Here is an 18,462-nt window from a genome sequence, read left to right on the forward strand (position 1 = left end):
TATGCAAAATTACATATATTAAAATTCCGCATTGTTCTTATTTTTAGGAATTATCTATCTATTATTAGTGTAGAGAAATTTTTTAAAAATGATTTATGGGATAGGGGAATTTAAGGTGTAGAAGTTTCTGTTTTCATGCAATAAAAAAAGAGCGACATGCTAATAACATGCGCTCAGCTCTTCATATTTTGATAATCTATATATTTTGTACGATAGTCTCTTCACTTTAAAAGAATCGGCAAATGTTTCAATGTTTGTTCATTCTCTAGTAGGCAGTTTTCTAGATGAAAAGATGGGGAAAGTGTTATTTCTTTATGTTGTTGAATAAAGGTTGTTAGAGCGATTGTAGCCTCTAATCGTGCAAGTGGTGCACCTAAGCAAAAGTGTGGTCCTTTTCCAAATGTCATATGTTTGTCATTACCTGCGCGGTGTATGTCAAAACAGCTAGCGTTCTGGAACTGTTTCTCATCTAAGTTTGCGGCACTTACCCAAGTAACAATCATTTGTCCTTTTTTCATGTTTGGTCCAAATATGTTTGTATCTTCCGTTATTGTACGGGCTAATGTGACTGGAAAACGATAACGTAACACCTCTTCAACTGCTTGCGGGATATAATCTGGATTCTCACGTAATTCTTTATACGTTCCTGGTTGATCAACTAAGAAACAATAAAAACTATTGATGATTAAATTTGTAGTTGTTTCATTGCCAGCTGCTAGTAAGCCCAGTGAGAAATCTACAATCTCTTCATCTGTTAATCGCTCACCTTCATATTCCGCCCTTATTAAGTCTGAAAGGATGTCGTCTGCTAGATTGCATCGTTTTTCTTGGACAATAGGAAGAAGATACGTTTTAAATTCTTTCATAGCGATTGCTTTTTGTTGATCTAAATCAGCAAATTTCTCTCGGCTATACGGCATGAATAAAATATCGGACCATCGTTTCACCTTTTTTAAATCTGTTGTAGGGACACCTAATAAATTAGAAATGACAGTGACAGGGAATGGGGCTGCTAAGTCTTCTACAATATCAATTTCATCACGATTTCTTAGCTTTTCTATCATTTCATTTGCGAGTGCTTGTATATGTGGTTTCCACTCAGTTAAACTGCGCGGTGTAAATGCTTTTGAAACGATAGAACGAACATTGCGGTGTTCAGGAGGATCAGAAGAGTTTAAATTCATTCTCGTTTCTCGCTGCGGAAATGAAAACTGCTGACGGTCTCTTCTACTTGAAAATAATCGGAAGTCAGATAAAACCCGGTTCACATCATCATACGAAAACACATTCCATACATCTTGCTCTGTATCATAATAAACAGAATGATTCTCTCTCATATACTGATACCAAGAATATGGATTCCAAAGCTCATCTTTTGTTTTTAGTTTGGAAATTTCATGAACTAAAATGACACTTTCAGGTGACTTCATAGATATCCCCTCCTTTTTTCTTTTGAAAAAACAATTAGGAGTTTCTAAGTTGTATAGGTTCATATGTTTTATTCTAGCATAAGAGGGAGGGATGTTTATTTTTGGCAGGTTGAGAAAAAACTTTGGTGTAATAAGATACTTGAAAATTTTTGCTTGATTGTGAAGGGGGATTGTGTCAAAAGGATAGTATACTAGATACAAATTTCATTTAATAACATAGAAATACTTGTTTTGAAATAATAAAAAAGCTAGCAAAATGCTAGCTTTTTATTTAGATGTAAGAGCTAATAGAACATCTACTGGGTAATCATATGTTTTTCTTAATTTAAATTCATAATAGTCAGACACACCTGGGCTTGAATTTCCATTATTAATAAATTCTTGTAACTTAGCACCTGGCTGAACTGAATATTTCGCTACTTGTTGATATAATGCAGTTCGATATTGATCATATGCATAATCAGGTTTTGGATTAAAATCGAATGTTTTCGAAGTTGTAGTTTCCTCAGTTACTGTTGTATTATTTTCAAAACTAGTAGTTAACGAAGTTGAAAATTTAGCAACGTCTTCAGATCCTACTTCAAATCCTAATGTAAGAGAAAAGCCAAAAGTGTTTGATTTAGAAAGGCCACTTGTTACGGATTTGCTCCAATGGTAACCAGAGTTTTTATCTACAATGTTAGAATCAATTAATTTCCAATAAATATCTTTTTTTAGTTTTGTATCAGAAAGAATCTCTTTGAAAGTTTCTTTAGACAAACCAATTGTATATGCCAATTTACCAGGTGTGAAATTTACGTTATAGTCATCTTTAACTTCAGTAACTCGAGTACCATCAGGTAATACAACTAAAAACGGAGTATCCTTCAACTGCTTTGTTGACATAGTTTGAGCTTTCTTTGCATAAAGGTCAACATATACATAGTCGATTAAATCACCATGTTGTGTACTAGAATATGCCTCATAAGGAAACTCTTGATAAGGTCCTGTAGGAGCCTGAGGAATAGGAAGACCACTTTGCTCAACTTGTGCTGCTGTCATAGGTGCTTTTGCTTCTTGAGAACCGATTACTACTGGAAGATTTCCTACATTCGTATCTGCTGAAGAAAATCCTGGTGCTACAAATAAAGCTGTACTTAATACAAATGCTGCCGGAATAATTTTTGTAATTTTCTGTTTTTTCATCCTGCACACCTCTTTAGTCTGATTTTAACTGATAAAATTTCCATCTTGCTCTAAGATCTATTTACCAAACTATAAGTGTAAAAGAACTGAAACTATGTTTCTATTTGGCTTATCGAGAATAAATGTAGTTGATAAATTGATAAGAATGTAATTTTGGAAATAAAGCCTTTCAAACTTAAAGTTTTCGATTTACACGATATAATCGACTACAATTACTAGTGATGAACCTCTTATTTTCTTTTGCTTCTCATAGAAGGTAAAAATCTTATACACTCATTAAAACACCATGTTTTTGCTAAGTAAATCATAAAATTGCGCCTAATAAAATGTATAAATTTTATATAAGGATTAATCGTTATAAAAATAATTATAGTACTAAAATCCTATCTTTATAAAATATAATAATTTTAAGTTTATATTTCTCTGAAAAATAGAATTATTATAATTAATTGTAAAAAATAGTTATATGAAAAATGTTTTTAGTATAATGAAATAATATCCAGTATACTGTTTTCCTATATTTTACTATGCAAAATTGCATAAAATATAAGGGTAAAAATACATAAAATAAAGGTTTTTTTAGAAAGATTAATATGAATGATAACTCGTAAGATTATTATTCATTAGATAATAAATACATATTTGATGAATAGTATTGTTTAGATTCATATAAGGACTAATAGAATATAAATATGTCGTAACAAAGGGAAAGTGAGTGCGTTTAGGTTGGTATTTATACTGTTGGAAAAATGGTTATATATTGAAAGGATGTTTTCTGTATATAAAAGCATCTTTTTTAGGTGGCGAGAGGATCTGACCGTGCATAGAAATGTCCAAGACTTTGCTTGCCACATACAAGGTTGAAAACAAAAGGAGAAAGCAAGTAACGATCATGTTGTATACTGCATAGCGGTGACTTTTATAGCGGAAAATTCAAATGTACATAGTTTATGTTATTAAGAAATACTGATGATTATTCTACTCAATTACATGATTTGTTTTTGCAATATTTAGAAAAAATGCACAAATGCATATTTTGAAGTTGTTTATATGTGTTAATATTTGGATAAAGTAAAAGGGCATTATTACCATTCGTTGCGGTTGATTTTCTATTTAAGAAAGGAAAGAAAATATAAATGTTTAGCTGAAGGGGAGGGGTGGCTTTGGAAACAATTATAAAACAACATGTGCAACGCGTAAGTTTATCTTGGGGAAATATAGTGAAATTAATTATATTTGCGGTTATATTAGGAAACATTGTGGCATCTATTGTGATGTGGATAGGAAAGCCTTTTTTTGGATGGTATAATGTCGGACTTATTTCTTTTTTTGCCGTGTTAATTTGTTTATTCGTGTATAGTCCTAGTCGTGAATATTTAAGAAATGCTTGGAATATAAGAGAATTGAAGAATTGGCGAAACTATTTTTGGGTTATAGGCGGATTTTTTATTAATTGGATAGCATACAGTAGCTTACACCATATTCCATCTCAAAGTATTTGGGAAGTGTTTACGAGCTCTCACCATAGTTATCCATTAGATACAACAATATTGCAGAAAGCCCAATATATTTTGTCCAATGCTTTAATGGCTCCTATATGCGAAGAAGTAGTTGTGAGAGGGATTATATTTAAAAGAATAATGGAAGATAAAGGAATGTTTACGGGTGTTGTTGTGTCTTCTCTTATCTTTGCAATCATGCATCACTCTTTAGATATGTTATACTTCATGCAATTGTTTGTATCAGGTGTTTCACTTGCTTTGACTTATCGTTATACGCGGTCTCTTATATTCCCAATTCTTCTGCATGGTATATGGAATATTTTGTGCTTGTAGTATAGTGCTAGTTTTTAAAATTTTTTATGTGAAAATATACATATCTTTGTTTTTTTATAATGTCACTAGTTTCTTAAGGGAAGCTATTAAAGAAAAGGAGAACACATATTGGCCATATAGCATATGTGTTCTCCTTTTTTATTATTCTCCCACTGTAAACATCGTCGCAAAAGAAGGTCTTGCAAAAATACTCTTTTGCGGTTCACCGCTAGGCGGGGCAGGGCGTTTTTGATGTGCTCTTTCAAATGATTGTGATTGTTGCCATGCTTGGAATGATTCTTCATTTTCCCACATTGTCATAATGATGTATGTATCGTCTGTTAATGGGCGCAGTATACGAATGGCACGGAAGCCTGGTTCTTTTTCTATTAAACCAGCACGATTTTGAAAACGATGTTCAAAAACAGGACGTCCTTCTTCTGTAACAGCGATATTATTGCATACAACGAAGCCGTCGTTTCCTGTCATTTCTCCAACAGCATCTAGTACTTCATATAGATGTTCTCCGGTTTCTTCTGTTACATTTTCTTTGTAATACATTGTTTTTTCTTCGCTTTTTCCAACGTAATTAGCCCCTTTTAAAGAAGTTTCATACGAAATTATTGCCTTCATCGTTTTAGCCCCCTTTTATTTTTCTTCATGATCCAGCTCCGCCTCCTAGCCCCTTATGTCTAAGAACCTTTCCCTCAAGAAGGTAAAGAGCACCTTCTGTGTGAAAGAACCTTAGCCACCGGGCCTGAACAGTCGGCTCCGCTTTTCTTCATTATAGCAAGAACTGTAAAAAACTTCGAAGGATTATACATAAAGGATATGTTTTTTCAAATAATAAACGTACCATCATTTGGAAGGAAGGATGAGGTATGAAGAATACAAAGAGGGTTCTCATTGGCTTTGTTTCTATTTTTATATTTGCGATTGTTCTCTATAAATTTATTGTATTTACCGGCAGTTATATGACGGATGAAAAGAGACTTGTATTCCATTCTTCATCAAAAATTGTGGATCAGCGTGGCAAAGAAATTACAAAGCTTTATTTGGAGAATCGGGAATTGGTACATATTGAAGATATTCCTTCATTTGTACAACAAGCTTTTTTAGCTGTTGAAGATGCGCGCTTTTATGACCATCATGGCATTGATTTTCCTTCTATTGTAAGAGCGCTTTATAAAGACGCCCTCGTTGGAGAGAAGGTAGAGGGCGGGAGTACGATTACTCAGCAACTTGTGAAAAATGTCTTTTTATCGAATGAAAAAACGTGGTTTCGTAAAATGAAGGAAGTTGCGATTTCGTTTCACTTGGAGAAAAAGTATACGAAGCAGCAGCTTTTGGAAATGTATTTAAATCATATTTATTTTGGACACGGAGCCTATGGCATTCAATCGGCTGCTAAATTTTACTTTAATAAGGAAGCGTGGCAATTGACGCTTGAGGAAGGAGCGATGCTCGCAGCTCTTCCGAAAGCGCCGAGCAACTACTCACCACTTTTGCATCCAGAAAAAAGTAAGGAGCGCCGTGATTTAATTTTATCGTTAATGCATAAGCAAGGATATTTATCAGCAGAAGAAACGGTGCGTTACCAAGGAAAAACAATTGCTCTTTATATGAATCAAAATGAACAAGAGCTTGCTTATATGCCGTACATCGATATGGTAATTGATGAGGCCGCTCGTACGTATGGGCTATCTCACCAAGAAGTATTGCGCGGCGGATATACGTTTGTTGTGGCGATGGATGATAAGATGCAAAAGACAGCATATGAACAATTGCAAAATGTCCGTAATTTTCCGATGCAAGACGATGATATGCAAGGTGCCGTTCTTTTTATGGATAGTAAGACAGGAGGGATAAGAGCGGCCATTGGCGGAAGGCATTATATTGCGCGCGGATTAAATCGGGTTTATGCAAAGCGGCAGCCGGGCTCTGTATTAAAGCCGCTTCTTGTGTATGCACCAGCACTTGAAACGAAAAAGTATACACCATATTCTTTATTATCAAATGAACGAGGTTCGTTTGATGGGTATGAACCGCGCAATTACAACGATCAGTATTCGAAGGAAGTAACGATGTATGATGCTCTTTTGCAATCGGCTAATGTTCCAGCTGTGTCTCTCCTGCATGAAATTGGGATAGAAGAAGGGAAGCAATATTTAGAAAAAGGAAATATTCACATTCCGGAACGTGGTCTTAGTACTGCACTTGGTGGTTTACAAGAAGGAGTGTCACCGTTCGAACTTGTGAAAATGTATCGTGCGTTCGTAGCGGATGGAAAAATTATTGAACCGCATGTAATTGAGAAAGTGCTGAATCGGCACGGAGAAGTAATTGGACAAGCAACCAATAAAGAAATTGAAGTTTTTTCGAAGCAAACGGCTTGGTACATGACAAGAATGCTTGAAGGTGTTGTCAAAGAAGGGACTGCTCAAGATGGTGTGTATAAAGGAGCACTTGCTGGGAAAACAGGAACAACGTCGCTGCCAAGTCAAGAAGACGGGGCAAGAGATATTTGGTTTGTTGGGTATACACCGCATATCGTCGGAGCCGTTTGGATGGGATATGACCGCACGGATGACAAACATTATGTACGCGGGAGCAGTTCTTATCCAACAAAATTATTTAAGACCATTTTAGGAAAAGCAAATGTAAAAGCCGAGCATACCTTCGCGCAGCCGTGCGGCGTTGAAACCATTGGAGAGCCGATTCGCTTAAGTAAAGTAGACGGCTTAGAAGCGAAATTAACGTTTACTCCGCTTGGTTTGTTTACCGCAAAGTTAACATGGAATCAACTTCCTGATAAGAGAGTGCAATATCGTATTTATAAAATAGACAAAGGGAAAACGACTCATATCGATACAGTAACTGGAAAAGGGGAGTATGAAGTAAAGTTTATGAACGTTTTTAAAGAGCCGCGTTATTACGTTGTACCGTTTAATCCACAAACAAATCGAGAAGGAGAAAAAACAAAACAGGTGAAACCATAATTTCAGCTTGTGCTATAATGGGAATGTTCCGAAATAAGCATGGTATTGCCATATGTTTGTGTCAATTTCATGAACATCGCACATAATGTTGTACATTTTCTTTTTACTAATTGTATAGTAAAAAAGGTAAAATGAAACTTCTATTAATAGGAGGATTTCATGTTGATAGAAGGCCCTTATCAATTGGGTTTTTACGGGCAGTTATCCCACTTTTATGGTGAGGATTTTATTGCCCGTTCATACGGGATAAAAAGAATAGAATTTGGTAGCTGTATTAGAAAAAGGGGGACAAGAATTTGGTACGACAAATCAATGAAACATTTTTACAAGCATGTAGAGGAGAACGCACGGATTATGTACCAGCATGGTATATGCGCCAAGCAGGTCGTTCCCAGCCAGAATACAGAAAGATTAAAGAGAAGTATTCTTTGTTTGAAATTACACATCAGCCAGAGCTTTGTGCTTATGTAACGAAGCTGCCTGTTGATCAATATAATGTTGACGCTGCTATTTTATATAAAGATATTATGTCACCGCTTCCATCAATTGGTGTGGATGTAGAGATTAAATCTGGAATCGGTCCTGTGATTGACAACCCGATTCGTTCACTACAAGATGTCGAAAAATTAGGGGAAATTAACCCAGAAGAAGATGTTCCGTATGTACTTGATACGATTCGCCTATTAACAACGGAAATGCTTGATGTTCCGTTAATCGGATTTTCAGGAGCACCGTTTACGTTAGCGAGCTATATGATTGAAGGCGGTCCATCTCGTAATTATCATAAAACGAAAGCGTTTATGTATGCAGAGCCAAAAGCATGGTTTGCGCTAATGGATAAGCTTGCAGACATGACGATTACGTATTTAAAGGCGCAAGTTAATGCTGGCGCAAAAGCAATTCAAATTTTCGATTCTTGGGTTGGTACGGTAAGTGTGGCAGATTACCGCGTATTTATTAAACCAGCAATGGAGCGTATTTTTACAGAGCTTCGTACGATGAATGTACCAATGATAATGCACGGCGTTGGAGCGGGTCATTTAGCAAATGAATGGCATGATCTGCCGCTTGATGTTGTCGGTTTAGACTGGCGTTTGCCGATTGAAGAAGCGCGTGCACGCGGCATTCAAAAGGCTGTCCAAGGAAACTTAGACCCATCTATTTTACTTGCACCGTGGGATGTAATCGAAACGCATGTAAAAGCGATTTTAGACGAAGGGATGAAACAACCAGGTTACGTATTTAACTTAGGACATGGTGTTTTCCCAGAGGTGAATCCTGACACGTTAAAACAAATGACTGCATTCATACACGACTATTCAAGAGAACAGTTGGCGAAGTAAAGGAGAAGCCCATATGAAAAAGAAAATCGGTTTACTTGTGATGGCATATGGAACGCCGTATAAAGAAGAAGATATTGAACGCTATTATACACATATTCGTAGAGGAAGAAAGCCTAGTAGCGAAAGTTTAGAAGAATTAACAGAACGTTATCGTGCAATTGGCGGGATTTCACCTCTTGCGAAGATCACGCTTGAACAAGCGGAAAAATTAGAAGCACATTTAAATGAAATGCAAGATGACATAGAGTTTAAAATGTATCTCGGCTTAAAACATATTGAGCCGTTTATTGAAGATGCTGTGAAGAAGATGCACGAAGATGGAATTGAAGATGCAATTGCGCTCGTTCTTGCGCCGCACTATTCTACTTTCAGCGTAAAGTCTTATATCGGACGAGCACAAGAAGAAGCAGAGAAACTTGGCAGCTTGCAAATTCACGGTATCGATAGCTGGTATAAAGATCCGAAGTTTATTGATTATTGGGTAAATGAAGTGAAAGCGGTATATGAAACGATGGCAGCTGATGAGCGTGAAAAAGCTGTGCTTATCGTATCTGCACATAGTTTACCAGAGAAAATCATCGCAATGAATGATCCGTATCCGGAGCAATTAAGTGAAACAGCTGATTACATTGCGCGTGGTGCTGGCGTGAAAAACTATGCAGTAGGCTGGCAAAGTGCCGGTAATACGCCAGATCCATGGATTGGACCAGATGTACAGGATTTAACACGTGAGTTGCATGAGAAATATGGATATACATCCTTTGTATATGCACCGGTCGGTTTTGTTGCTGATCATTTAGAAGTATTATATGACAATGACATTGAATGTAAAATTGTTACGGAAGAAATTAAGGCAAACTATTATCGTCCAGAAATGCCGAATGCAAAGGCTCCATTTATTTCTTGTTTAGCCGATGTTGTCATGAAAAAGTGGAGTGCAGTTTCATAAAGGGAGAAAGAAGGAAGCAGTCGTGAAAAAGAAGGTAGTCATTATAGGCGGCGGTATTTCCGGCTTAACAACAGCATATTACTTGCAAAAAGAAATTCGAGAACAAAATTTGCCGATTGATACGATGCTGATTGAAGCATCAGGAAGGCTTGGCGGCAAAATTAAAACTGTTAGAAAAGATGGATTTACAATTGAACGTGGCCCGGATTCGTTTTTAGAAAGAAAAGAGAGTGCAGCGAGGTTAGCTCGTGAATTACAACTTGGTGATCAACTTGTTAACAATGCGACAGGAAAATCGTTTGTACTTGTGAATAATCGATTGCACAGCATTCCAAGCGGTTCAATGATGGGAATTCCAACGCAGATTACACCATTTGTATTTTCAGGATTGTTTTCTCCAATCGGAAAGATCCGTGCAGGATTTGATTTTGTACTGCCTCGTTCGAAACCGGTATCAGATCAATCGCTTGGTCAATTTTTCCGTCGCCGCTTAGGAAATGAAGTGGTTGAAAATTTAATTGAGCCATTGTTATCAGGAATTTATGCCGGTGATATTGATCAAATGAGTTTAATGGCGACGTTCCCGCAGTTCTACCAAGTTGAACAAAAGTACCGCAGCATTTCACTTGGTATGCGGACATTAGCGCCGAAACAGCCAAAAGATGCAAAGGCAAAAACAAAAGGAATCTTTTTAACGTTAAAAACAGGTTTACAATCTATTGTTGATAGGATTGAAGAGCGACTAGAAGATGGAACAGTGATGAAAGGAACACGTGTTGAAAAGATTACAAAGATCGATGACCGCTATAGCATTACGCTTAGCAATGGAAAAGAAATAGAAGCAGATGCAGTTGTAATGGCCGCATCTCATAAATGCTTGCCATCGATGTTCTCTCAATATAAACAGTTCCACTTCTTCCGTAGCATTCCATCTACATCAGTGGCGAATGTTGCATTGGCATTCCCAAAAGAAGCGATTCAGCGCGATATCGAAGGCACGGGATTTCTTGTGTCACGCAATAGCGATTTTACAATTACAGCATGTACGTGGACACATAAAAAATGGCCGCATACAACGCCAGAAGGAAACGTACTCCTGCGCTGCTACGTTGGGCGTCCCGGCGATGAAGCAATTGTGGAACAAACAGACGAAGAAATGGTTCGCGTCGTATTAGAAGATCTGCAAAAGACAATGGATATATCAGCTGAGCCAGAATTTACAGTTGTGAGCCGCTGGAAAGAAGCGATGCCGCAATATACAGTCGGTCATAAAGAGCGCATGAAAACGTTAAAACAGTTCATGAACGAAGAATTACCTGGTATTTACTTAGCAGGAAGCTCTTATGGCGGTGCTGGATTACCAGATTGTATCGATCAAGGTGAAGCCGCGGTAAAATACGTATTGTCTTATTTAGAACAATCGAATTAAAAAGAATCGTAATAAGAGAAGAGGCTGACCAAAATAACATTTTTGGTTAGCCTCTTTTTTTATCGGTGCTTTTTCGATATAACAGCGCTTCGACAAGAAATATAGTCCCTTCGACAATGTTCAACATATAAATGGTCGCGTGGCTAGAAATTAATTTTTTGTAAATTTATTTAAATATAATGTTCTTTATAAGGAACTTTGCTATGATAGACATGCTAGGCAATAGGAAAAACATTTAGGGGGAGGATTTCTTTGAAAAAGCTAGCAGTTATCTTTTTTTCATTTCTATTTGTTGTACTAGTATCGGGCGTTTCAGCAAAGGCCGAACAGCAACAAGTGTTAACCGTTGATGGAGCGATTCAGTTGTTTCAGCAGCAAGGTAAAAAACCAGCAGTTGTAGAGGGGTATATTGTTGGATATACACAAAATCCAGGCAAATATACGAAGGACCCAGCAAAGTTTGGAGATTCGAACGTTGCAATTGCCGCTTCTCCAGATGAGGTGAACGCTGATAAAATTATGCCAGTTCAGCTACCGATTGGTGAACTTCGTAAAGCAGTGAATGTAAAAGATCATCCAGAAAATATGGGGAAAAAAGTGCGTCTAACTGGCACGCTAGATAGTTATTTTAGCAGCCCAGGACTAAAGTCTGTTACAAATTATGTGTTTCAAGATAAAGAAATGCAAAAAGTAAGCGATGTCATTGCTAGTCCAAATGGGGGCGAAGTCGAAAAAGGAACAGCAGTAACATTATCAACTGTAACAGAAGGCGCTACGATCTATTACACATTAGATGGGTCAAACCCAACACCGCAAAGTATTCGCTATAATGAACAAATTATACTGAATGAAAATAGTGTGATTAAAGCGGTTGCCGTGAAAGATGGACTTGAAAATTCCGCTATTACGACATTCTCGTTTACAATGATAAAAAATGAACCAGTTCGTATTCACGATATTCAAGGGAAATCTCATATTTCTCCTTACAAGGGGAAAGACGTGAAAGCTGTTACTGGTATTGTGACACAAGTAGATAAATCTGGATTTTATATACAAGATCCGCAGCCTGATGAAGATCCAGCTACATCAGAAGGGATCTATGTTTATAAAAAAGACAGCGGCGTGAAAGTAGGCGACTCTGTTTCTGTCGATGGACAAGTGGAAGAGTTTATCGGACAAGGATATGCAGACCGTTTTGATACAGACTTATCGATTACAGAAATTAAAGCAAAACTCGTTATCGTGAAAGAGAGTAATCAACCATTACCTAAATCAGTTGTATTAGGAGAAAATGGTGTGAAAATACCAGATGCAATTATTGATAATGATGGATTTGGCATTTTCGATCCAGCAGAAGATGCGATTGACTTTTATGAAAGTTTAGAAGGCATGCTCGTAACAGTACCGCAGCCAAAAGTTATTGGACCACAAAAGAATGGTAACTTATATGTTACGACTGCAAATGGTAGTCAAAAAGTAACGACAAAATTCGGAACGCCGCTACTGCAAGCTGACAATGCAAATCCAGAGCGTCTTTCTATTAAAGTAGCACGTAATTATGTCGCAAAAGCAGGGGATCAGCTCCTTGGAGATATAACAGGTATTGTTGGTTATGATTATGGAAACTATCGCATTTCACCAATTGGAGAGCTTCCAGCGCTGCAAGACGGTGGATTTAAACAACTTGGCGCAAATATTCAACCGCGTCTTGATAAACTAACAGTTGCAACATATAACATTGAGAACTTCTCAGCAAATAAAAAAGAAACGTCTGATGAGAAAGTAAGACGTCTTGCTTACGCTATTAAATACAATTTAAAAATGCCAGATATTATTGGTGTACAAGAAATGCAAGATAACAATGGGACAATGAATGATGGCACAACAGACGCAAAACTTAGTGCACAGCGTTTAATTGATGCAATTCAAGCAATTCGCGGACCAAAGTATGAGTATGTAGAAGTAGCGCCAGAAAATAATAAAGATGGCGGTGCACCAGGAGCGAATATTCGCGTTGGTTTCTTCTATAATCCATCTCGCGTGAAATTAGCACAAAAACCAGTTTTACTTGAGAAAAACGTTGTTCGAATTGGAGAAAACAATACATTATTTGACGACACACGTAAACCGTTAGCTGCTGAGTTTACGTTCCAAGGGCAAAATATCGTTGTAATTTCCAACCACTTAAACTCTAAATTAGGAGATGCATCGCCGTTTGGAAAAATCCAGCCGCTTGTATTAAAAAGTGAAACAAGACGCGTAGAGCTTGCGAAGGAAGTAAATGGCTTCGTAAAAGGCATTCAAGGACGACATGCAAACGCACCAGTTGTTGTAGTAGGTGATATGAACGACTTTGAATTCTCAAAACCAATGCAAGCATTAAAAGGCGACATTATGAAAGAAATGCTTGAAACAGTTCCACAAGAAAATCGTTACACATATATTCATGATGGAAACGCACAAGCATTAGATCATATTTTCGTAACGAATAACATCGCACCGCACACAATTGTAGATCCAGTTCATTTAAACTCAAATGTTATGGACGAAAATGGCCGTATGAGCGATCATGATCCAGTGCTTGCGCAAATTGATTTGAAGAAAGCTTCGTAATAAGAAAAACTGTACCTGTATGAAATGGACAGTTTAATGTAAGACTTTAGAACTTAAAAGATGGTTTCGGTATTGACCGGAACCATCTTTTTTATATTTTCTCAGTTCTTTAGCTTAATTACTGGTCAAATCTCTTTACAATCCTCAAACCGAATATCATTGTGAAGAAAAGAACCGCTATCACGTAATACAAAACATATTCTACTCGAATCATCATATTTTTATTGGTTATAAATAAAGCAAATAGTATCACGGCACCAATTAAGTGAGACAGTCCAAAAATTTGAGCATACAATTTCAAACTCAACTTTTCAATCCGTTCATCCATCTCTGGTAATGGATATTCTTCCGATTCTGTATTCTTTTTCTTAAAAAATAGCTTTTTAAAAAGTTCGAATACTATTGAGAAAATTATTAACGCTAAAGCATACAAAAGGCTTGTTTCAAGACCGTCATCGAAATAAAAAAATACCGAACCTAATAACAAAAGCGTCATATAAGTTGCTACTCGTTCAATAGGTTTATTTTTCACTTTTGTTCCTCCCCAGTCTTTTCTAATTGAAATAAATCTTCTACTTTGCAATTAAAAAACTCACATAATTTTAGGGCCGATTCTAAGCTGGGATTGTATTTGTTCTTCTCGATGGCGATGAGGGATTGCCTGGTAATGAAGAGGAAGATAATGTACTTAATAAATTTTATAATTTAAATAAAGAAAAGAATCCCTTTAAATGATCTAAAAGAATTCTTTTTTTGTATATTTGATATAATCAATATTGATAACTAGCTTGTCAAAACAGAAATTTCACTTTACCTATAGTATCAGCCCCACCTACGCTAGATACCTTGATAGCCACACGTGCCATCCAACCCATTATCATTATAATGGAAAGCGCTTACAATGTAAACGTTTTCCTCTTAGAAAACATTATTTTTTTATGCAATTAAACTTTGTTTTAAACAGTACAACTTTCTTTCAAAATCACAATTAGCGGTTTTATGTGTAATTGCAGCGTTATTTGCATTCATATGGATGATGCAAAATTTTGTTCACAACCCAGTGTCGAAAAAAAGGGAAGTATTTCTTATTCGGCGTACCACCCACATTTTAACGAAAATATACGCTAAGACAGTTTTAGGAAGCAAAACTTAATTTTTTATACGCTAAAGATATGCAGGATTTCATGCAATTTGCGAGAACAGTTTGAACTGTCAAATGCTGTTGTGACAGGTATGTATGAAATCCTGCATACGGCGGAGGGAACAGAAGGCAGGTAAGCTCTTGTTATGAATGGACTTCTGGAATTTGGTCACTACTGGTAATGTTTCGTTATGTCAATCCCACATGAATATGATATTCACCGCTTTTGAGATAAGGTTTTATGAAATCTATAATGAAATAAGATGATATGAGAGGAGGAGAATATTCTGTTTAAATGGTTTTGGAGGAAAAAGAGAAATGGTGAGATTACAGAAGAATTTAACCAATACATAGAAATACCAAAGAGTGAAATAAATGAAGACCTAAAACAAAAGATTATGGAATTGGAAAGGATTAGTGAAAAGTTTTGTAATAAATATCAAGAAATGTATAAAGAAGCTTTTAAAAAAGTGGAAAGGAAAACTTAAGATTGTGGATTATAAGAGATATAGATGGTGACTACTTAGAATCCATTACTTCTAATGAATGTTTAGATGATGAATATAGATCAGAAATTGGATTTGATTATGATGGACCAAAAACATGGGAGGTCTGTACGATCCATCTCTGGTACTATTATAAAGGGTATTTCAAAAATAGTGGTGTAGGAACATTCTATAATGGAACTATTGAACAATTAGAAAAAGAAATTGTAAAAACACTGGAACATTTACTCAATGAGTAAGGACTTCTGATAACACTGATTATATAAATATATAAAAAGAACTAAGGTTTTGCACTATCATAAAGCAAAAAAGACGTTATCCCTTTCTATGATTCTACAAAAAAATAAACTAAATTCTCATTGATATAGAAAGAAAAATTTCGTTTTGGGTGTATTTCAAAACATCAGGTTGATCGACATGGAATCCCGCGAACAAGACGACATAAAACACATACTAAAACATTTATGCAAATTACAAATAGACTACAGTAAAAAAGAGAAGGCCAACGCCTTCTCTTTTTCATCGTATTAAAGTTTATCCCGCATTAACGGGCAGTAATACTCCCACCTCAAAATTCGGCGAAAGCAAAGAAGTTAGGTGGGAGTATTACTGCCCGTAAAAGCCCGATTGGTTCAACTAACCATCAGTGGGGGATGAAGAAAACCCCCACTGATGGAAGTTTCACTTTATCAGTTACAGAGTTATTATCTAACAGGTACAAACTTCCACGAACTAGGCTTCTGCGTTTTGCCACCTAGTACGATCCAACTTTTCGCTGCATCTATATTTTCATAATTTAATGGATAACCATCTGTGAAAATATTATATTCTGCAGGGTTATTCGGGTTAATTTGAATTTTAAAGTCAGCTAAACTATCAGATTTTTGCGCAAGATGAACCCAACTAGAATAATTGGACCAATTTAAATATTGATATTGGTCATAATTGGAGTGCTTCATGCGAAGATATACGCTCTCACCATGGTGCAATTTTGCATCATTATCTTTGTAAAATACAAATTCGATAGGTGTACCAGATAATGTATTGTTGTTTTTATTCGCAAGTAACACATAATCGTAACGATTTGCTAAATACCATTCAAATGTTAGACCTTGATTAGGAGATTCACTTGGTACGATATAATAATTTTTCCCTGCCTCTAAGACATTTCCTTCGATATCATAGATTAATGCAGTTTCTATACTTGGAGCACTCTCGTTTTTCGCAAAAGTTTTAAACCAGAAATTTAAGAAACCTGCTGTATTACGCTGTGCTTCTCCTAAGCTTCGCTGCACGGCCGGAGTTACCATCTCTTGCCACAATTGCGCTTTACTACTATTGTAATACTCAAATGTTTTATCGTTTGCAATATTTTGGATTTCAGGTTTAGCCACCTTAGCTGCATAATCAATCCATTCTTCAGGTGTCGTTAGAGAAGTGTTATAATTTCCACCAGAATGAACTGCAAATTGATCTTGAATGGTTGTGACATAGTTTTCGAAGTAGCTATGATATTTTATAGCTCTTGTATCAATTGCAGTGAAATTCGCTGCATGCATAGGTTGGGTAGCATCTGTAAAGTAGTGCGTCGCGATCCCTAAATAATAGAAAGCTTTTTCATAGTCTTTATTTTTGAAATACTCACCAGATTCATAAAAGTATTTCTTTCCTTGTGTCAGAGCTGTTGGGTCTGTTTCGCCTCGATAGTTTTTGTGTGTATCAGGATCGTAAAAGTGTGATTTCCATCCACCTTTGAAAATACCGCCGATTCCTAACCCGCCATCGTTAAATTCAGAATTATAATCAGCATCATATAATCCTTTCGAAAATAAATCTTTATATTGCGGGAAATTTAAGAAGTCCACAGCTTGCTTATTTGTTTCAACATTCGATTCTGTTTTCATAATTTCAATGGCTTGTCTTGCGATCCATAAATGTGTACTTTTATCAGTATGATACGGAGCTTCTGCAGACCATTTTTCAGCAATGGGATCATTCTCATTTAAGTCAATTTGATCAATATGTGCATAGCTATTTTGAGGGAATGCGCCTAAAATAGTTAAAGTCATTCCAGCTATACATAGTGTAGGGATAATTTTTTTCATTTTGTCTTCCTTTCAAAGTGCAATGTTATAATAATTATTATATATAAGGCGTTATTAATTTCAATATTTAAATGTATGATTTCTCTTGTTTTTTCCTTCATTGTTCCTTTTTTGTTACAATGTAATAGAAAATAAAACTTGAAAACGTTGGGAAGTTATGGTAATATCAAAAACGTACTATATGACCGTTATGTTCATGTGGTCAATTTTAGGAGGTGAAAACGTGGCAATAGATCGAAAGCGAGCAATTATTGAAGCGGCAACAAAATCTTTTTCTGCATTTGGTTATAAAGCAACAACGATGGATCAAGTTGCAAAGCTTGCCAATGTTGGGAAAGGAACAATTTATACGTTTTTCAAAAACAAAGAAGAACTATTTGGTGAAATTATCTCTAATTTAATTACCGAAATGAAACAAGCCGCAGAAACAACAATTGATCCAAACATATCATTTTTTGAAAACGTACACCGTGCATTATGCAGCATTTTAGAATTCCGAAAAGAACATCAACTTATGATTAAACTCATTCAAGAAGAACGAGATATGGGAACAAAAGAAGTGCAAGATGTTATGCAACAATTGGATTCAGCAATTATTACATTTATTAAATCGCATCTTGAAACAGCCATTGCAAAAGGCGAAGTTACGGCATGTGACCCAGAAATTACAGCATTTATTATGGTTCGTTTATATATATCACTTATTTTTGACTGGGAAAAAAATCATGAACCGTTAGAAAAGGAGCATATTGCTGAACTGTTTGAATTATATTTATTAAAGGGATTGTCAAAATGAGATAATCCTCTTATTATTATAAAAAATGACCAAATGAATAATTCGGTCATAAGTTGACTAAGGGGGAATTGAAAGAAAACAGAAACACATACGAGGGGATAATTTTGTCGTTATTTTCTTCTTTTTTTTACAAGAAATGACCAAATGATAGA

General features: G+C 36.0%; 13 protein-coding genes and 1 pseudogene. 8 read left to right on the forward strand and 6 right to left on the reverse strand.

What is annotated here, in order from left to right; genetic code table 11:
- Positions 1 to 221 precede the first annotated feature (221 nt).
- Both BM211_RS04870 and BM211_RS04875 read right to left on the reverse strand, forming a co-directional pair.
- The gene (locus BM211_RS04870; protein ID WP_090995410.1) at positions 222 to 1,430 is read right to left on the reverse strand and encodes a cytochrome P450; all 1,209 of its coding nucleotides are present in this window, start codon (positions 1,428 to 1,430) and stop codon (positions 222 to 224) included.
- A 267-nt stretch (positions 1,431 to 1,697) separates the two neighbouring features.
- Complete coding sequence (locus BM211_RS04875) at positions 1,698 to 2,615, reverse strand: hypothetical protein (protein WP_090995413.1); 918 nt, start codon at positions 2,613 to 2,615, stop codon at positions 1,698 to 1,700.
- A gap of 1,163 nt (positions 2,616 to 3,778) precedes the next feature.
- On the opposite strand from BM211_RS04875, the gene BM211_RS04880 reads away from it, so the two are divergent.
- Positions 3,779 to 4,450 carry a CPBP family intramembrane glutamic endopeptidase gene (locus BM211_RS04880; RefSeq protein ID WP_090995416.1) on the forward strand — a complete coding sequence of 224 codons (672 nt, stop codon included), beginning with the start codon at positions 3,779 to 3,781 and terminating at the stop codon, positions 4,448 to 4,450.
- A 141-nt stretch (positions 4,451 to 4,591) separates the two neighbouring features.
- Here BM211_RS04880 and BM211_RS04885 read toward each other — a convergent pair whose 3' ends face one another.
- Positions 4,592 to 5,062, reverse strand: coding sequence for an antibiotic biosynthesis monooxygenase family protein (locus BM211_RS04885; RefSeq protein WP_090995419.1), 471 nt, complete (start codon positions 5,060 to 5,062; stop codon positions 4,592 to 4,594).
- A 248-nt stretch (positions 5,063 to 5,310) separates the two neighbouring features.
- On the opposite strand from BM211_RS04885, the gene BM211_RS04895 reads away from it, so the two are divergent.
- The 5 genes from BM211_RS04895 to BM211_RS04915 all read left to right on the forward strand — a co-directional run bounded on the left by BM211_RS04895 (position 5,311) and on the right by BM211_RS04915 (position 13,762).
- Positions 5,311 to 7,428 carry a transglycosylase domain-containing protein gene (locus tag BM211_RS04895; RefSeq protein ID WP_090995422.1) on the forward strand — a complete coding sequence of 706 codons (2,118 nt, stop codon included), beginning with the start codon at positions 5,311 to 5,313 and terminating at the stop codon, positions 7,426 to 7,428.
- A 296-nt stretch (positions 7,429 to 7,724) separates the two neighbouring features.
- Positions 7,725 to 8,771 (forward strand): uroporphyrinogen decarboxylase, encoded by a 1,047-nt coding sequence (hemE, locus tag BM211_RS04900; protein ID WP_035437453.1) that lies wholly within the window; start codon positions 7,725 to 7,727, stop codon positions 8,769 to 8,771.
- A gap of 13 nt (positions 8,772 to 8,784) precedes the next feature.
- A complete protein-coding gene (gene hemH / locus BM211_RS04905; protein ID WP_090995425.1) occupies positions 8,785 to 9,720 on the forward strand; it encodes a ferrochelatase in 936 nt (311 codons plus the stop codon).
- Positions 9,721 to 9,742: 22 nt separating this feature from the next.
- Complete coding sequence (hemY, locus tag BM211_RS04910) at positions 9,743 to 11,149, forward strand: protoporphyrinogen oxidase (RefSeq protein WP_035437449.1); 1,407 nt, start codon at positions 9,743 to 9,745, stop codon at positions 11,147 to 11,149.
- 246 nt (positions 11,150 to 11,395) lie between these two features.
- Entirely contained in the window at positions 11,396 to 13,762 is a 2,367-nt protein-coding gene (locus BM211_RS04915; protein ID WP_141771587.1) for a DUF6359 domain-containing protein, read from the forward strand.
- 118 nt (positions 13,763 to 13,880) lie between these two features.
- Here BM211_RS04915 and BM211_RS04920 read toward each other — a convergent pair whose 3' ends face one another.
- Both BM211_RS04920 and BM211_RS04925 read right to left on the reverse strand, forming a co-directional pair.
- Positions 13,881 to 14,294, reverse strand: coding sequence for a hypothetical protein (locus BM211_RS04920; protein WP_035437443.1), 414 nt, complete (start codon positions 14,292 to 14,294; stop codon positions 13,881 to 13,883).
- Positions 14,291 to 14,431 (reverse strand): annotated as a pseudogene (locus tag BM211_RS04925) (helix-turn-helix transcriptional regulator); the annotation flags it as partial. The gene BM211_RS04920 and the pseudogene BM211_RS04925, both read right to left, overlap by 4 nt.
- Positions 14,432 to 15,393: 962 nt before the next feature.
- Here BM211_RS04925 and BM211_RS26930 point away from each other — a divergent pair.
- Entirely contained in the window at positions 15,394 to 15,648 is a 255-nt protein-coding gene (locus tag BM211_RS26930; RefSeq protein ID WP_256216845.1) for a hypothetical protein, read from the forward strand.
- A 465-nt stretch (positions 15,649 to 16,113) separates the two neighbouring features.
- Here BM211_RS26930 and BM211_RS04935 read toward each other — a convergent pair whose 3' ends face one another.
- Positions 16,114 to 17,514 carry a zinc dependent phospholipase C family protein gene (locus tag BM211_RS04935; protein WP_090995430.1) on the reverse strand — a complete coding sequence of 467 codons (1,401 nt, stop codon included), beginning with the start codon at positions 17,512 to 17,514 and terminating at the stop codon, positions 16,114 to 16,116.
- 223 nt (positions 17,515 to 17,737) lie between these two features.
- On the opposite strand from BM211_RS04935, the gene BM211_RS04940 reads away from it, so the two are divergent.
- A complete protein-coding gene (locus BM211_RS04940; RefSeq protein WP_035437436.1) occupies positions 17,738 to 18,310 on the forward strand; it encodes a TetR/AcrR family transcriptional regulator in 573 nt (190 codons plus the stop codon).
- The last annotated feature ends 152 nt before the right edge of the window (positions 18,311 to 18,462 follow it).

The organism is Bacillus sp. 491mf (assembly GCF_900112415.1).
GTDB lineage: Bacteria > Bacillota > Bacilli > Bacillales > Bacillaceae_G > Bacillus_A.

What these genes read in the sequence shown, in the direction of transcription:
- BM211_RS04870 (WP_090995410.1), bottom strand. Translation starts at nt 1,430, where the DNA reads ATGAAGTCACCTGAAAGTGTCATTTTAGTTCATGAAATTTCCAAACTA.
- BM211_RS04875 (WP_090995413.1), bottom strand. Translation starts at nt 2,615, where the DNA reads ATGAAAAAACAGAAAATTACAAAAATTATTCCGGCAGCATTTGTATTA.
- BM211_RS04885 (WP_090995419.1), bottom strand. Translation starts at nt 5,062, where the DNA reads ATGAAGGCAATAATTTCGTATGAAACTTCTTTAAAAGGGGCTAATTAC.
- BM211_RS04895 (WP_090995422.1), top strand. Translation starts at nt 5,311, where the DNA reads ATGAAGAATACAAAGAGGGTTCTCATTGGCTTTGTTTCTATTTTTATA.
- BM211_RS04935 (WP_090995430.1), bottom strand. Translation starts at nt 17,514, where the DNA reads ATGAAAAAAATTATCCCTACACTATGTATAGCTGGAATGACTTTAACT.
- hemH (WP_090995425.1), top strand. Translation starts at nt 8,785, where the DNA reads ATGAAAAAGAAAATCGGTTTACTTGTGATGGCATATGGAACGCCGTAT.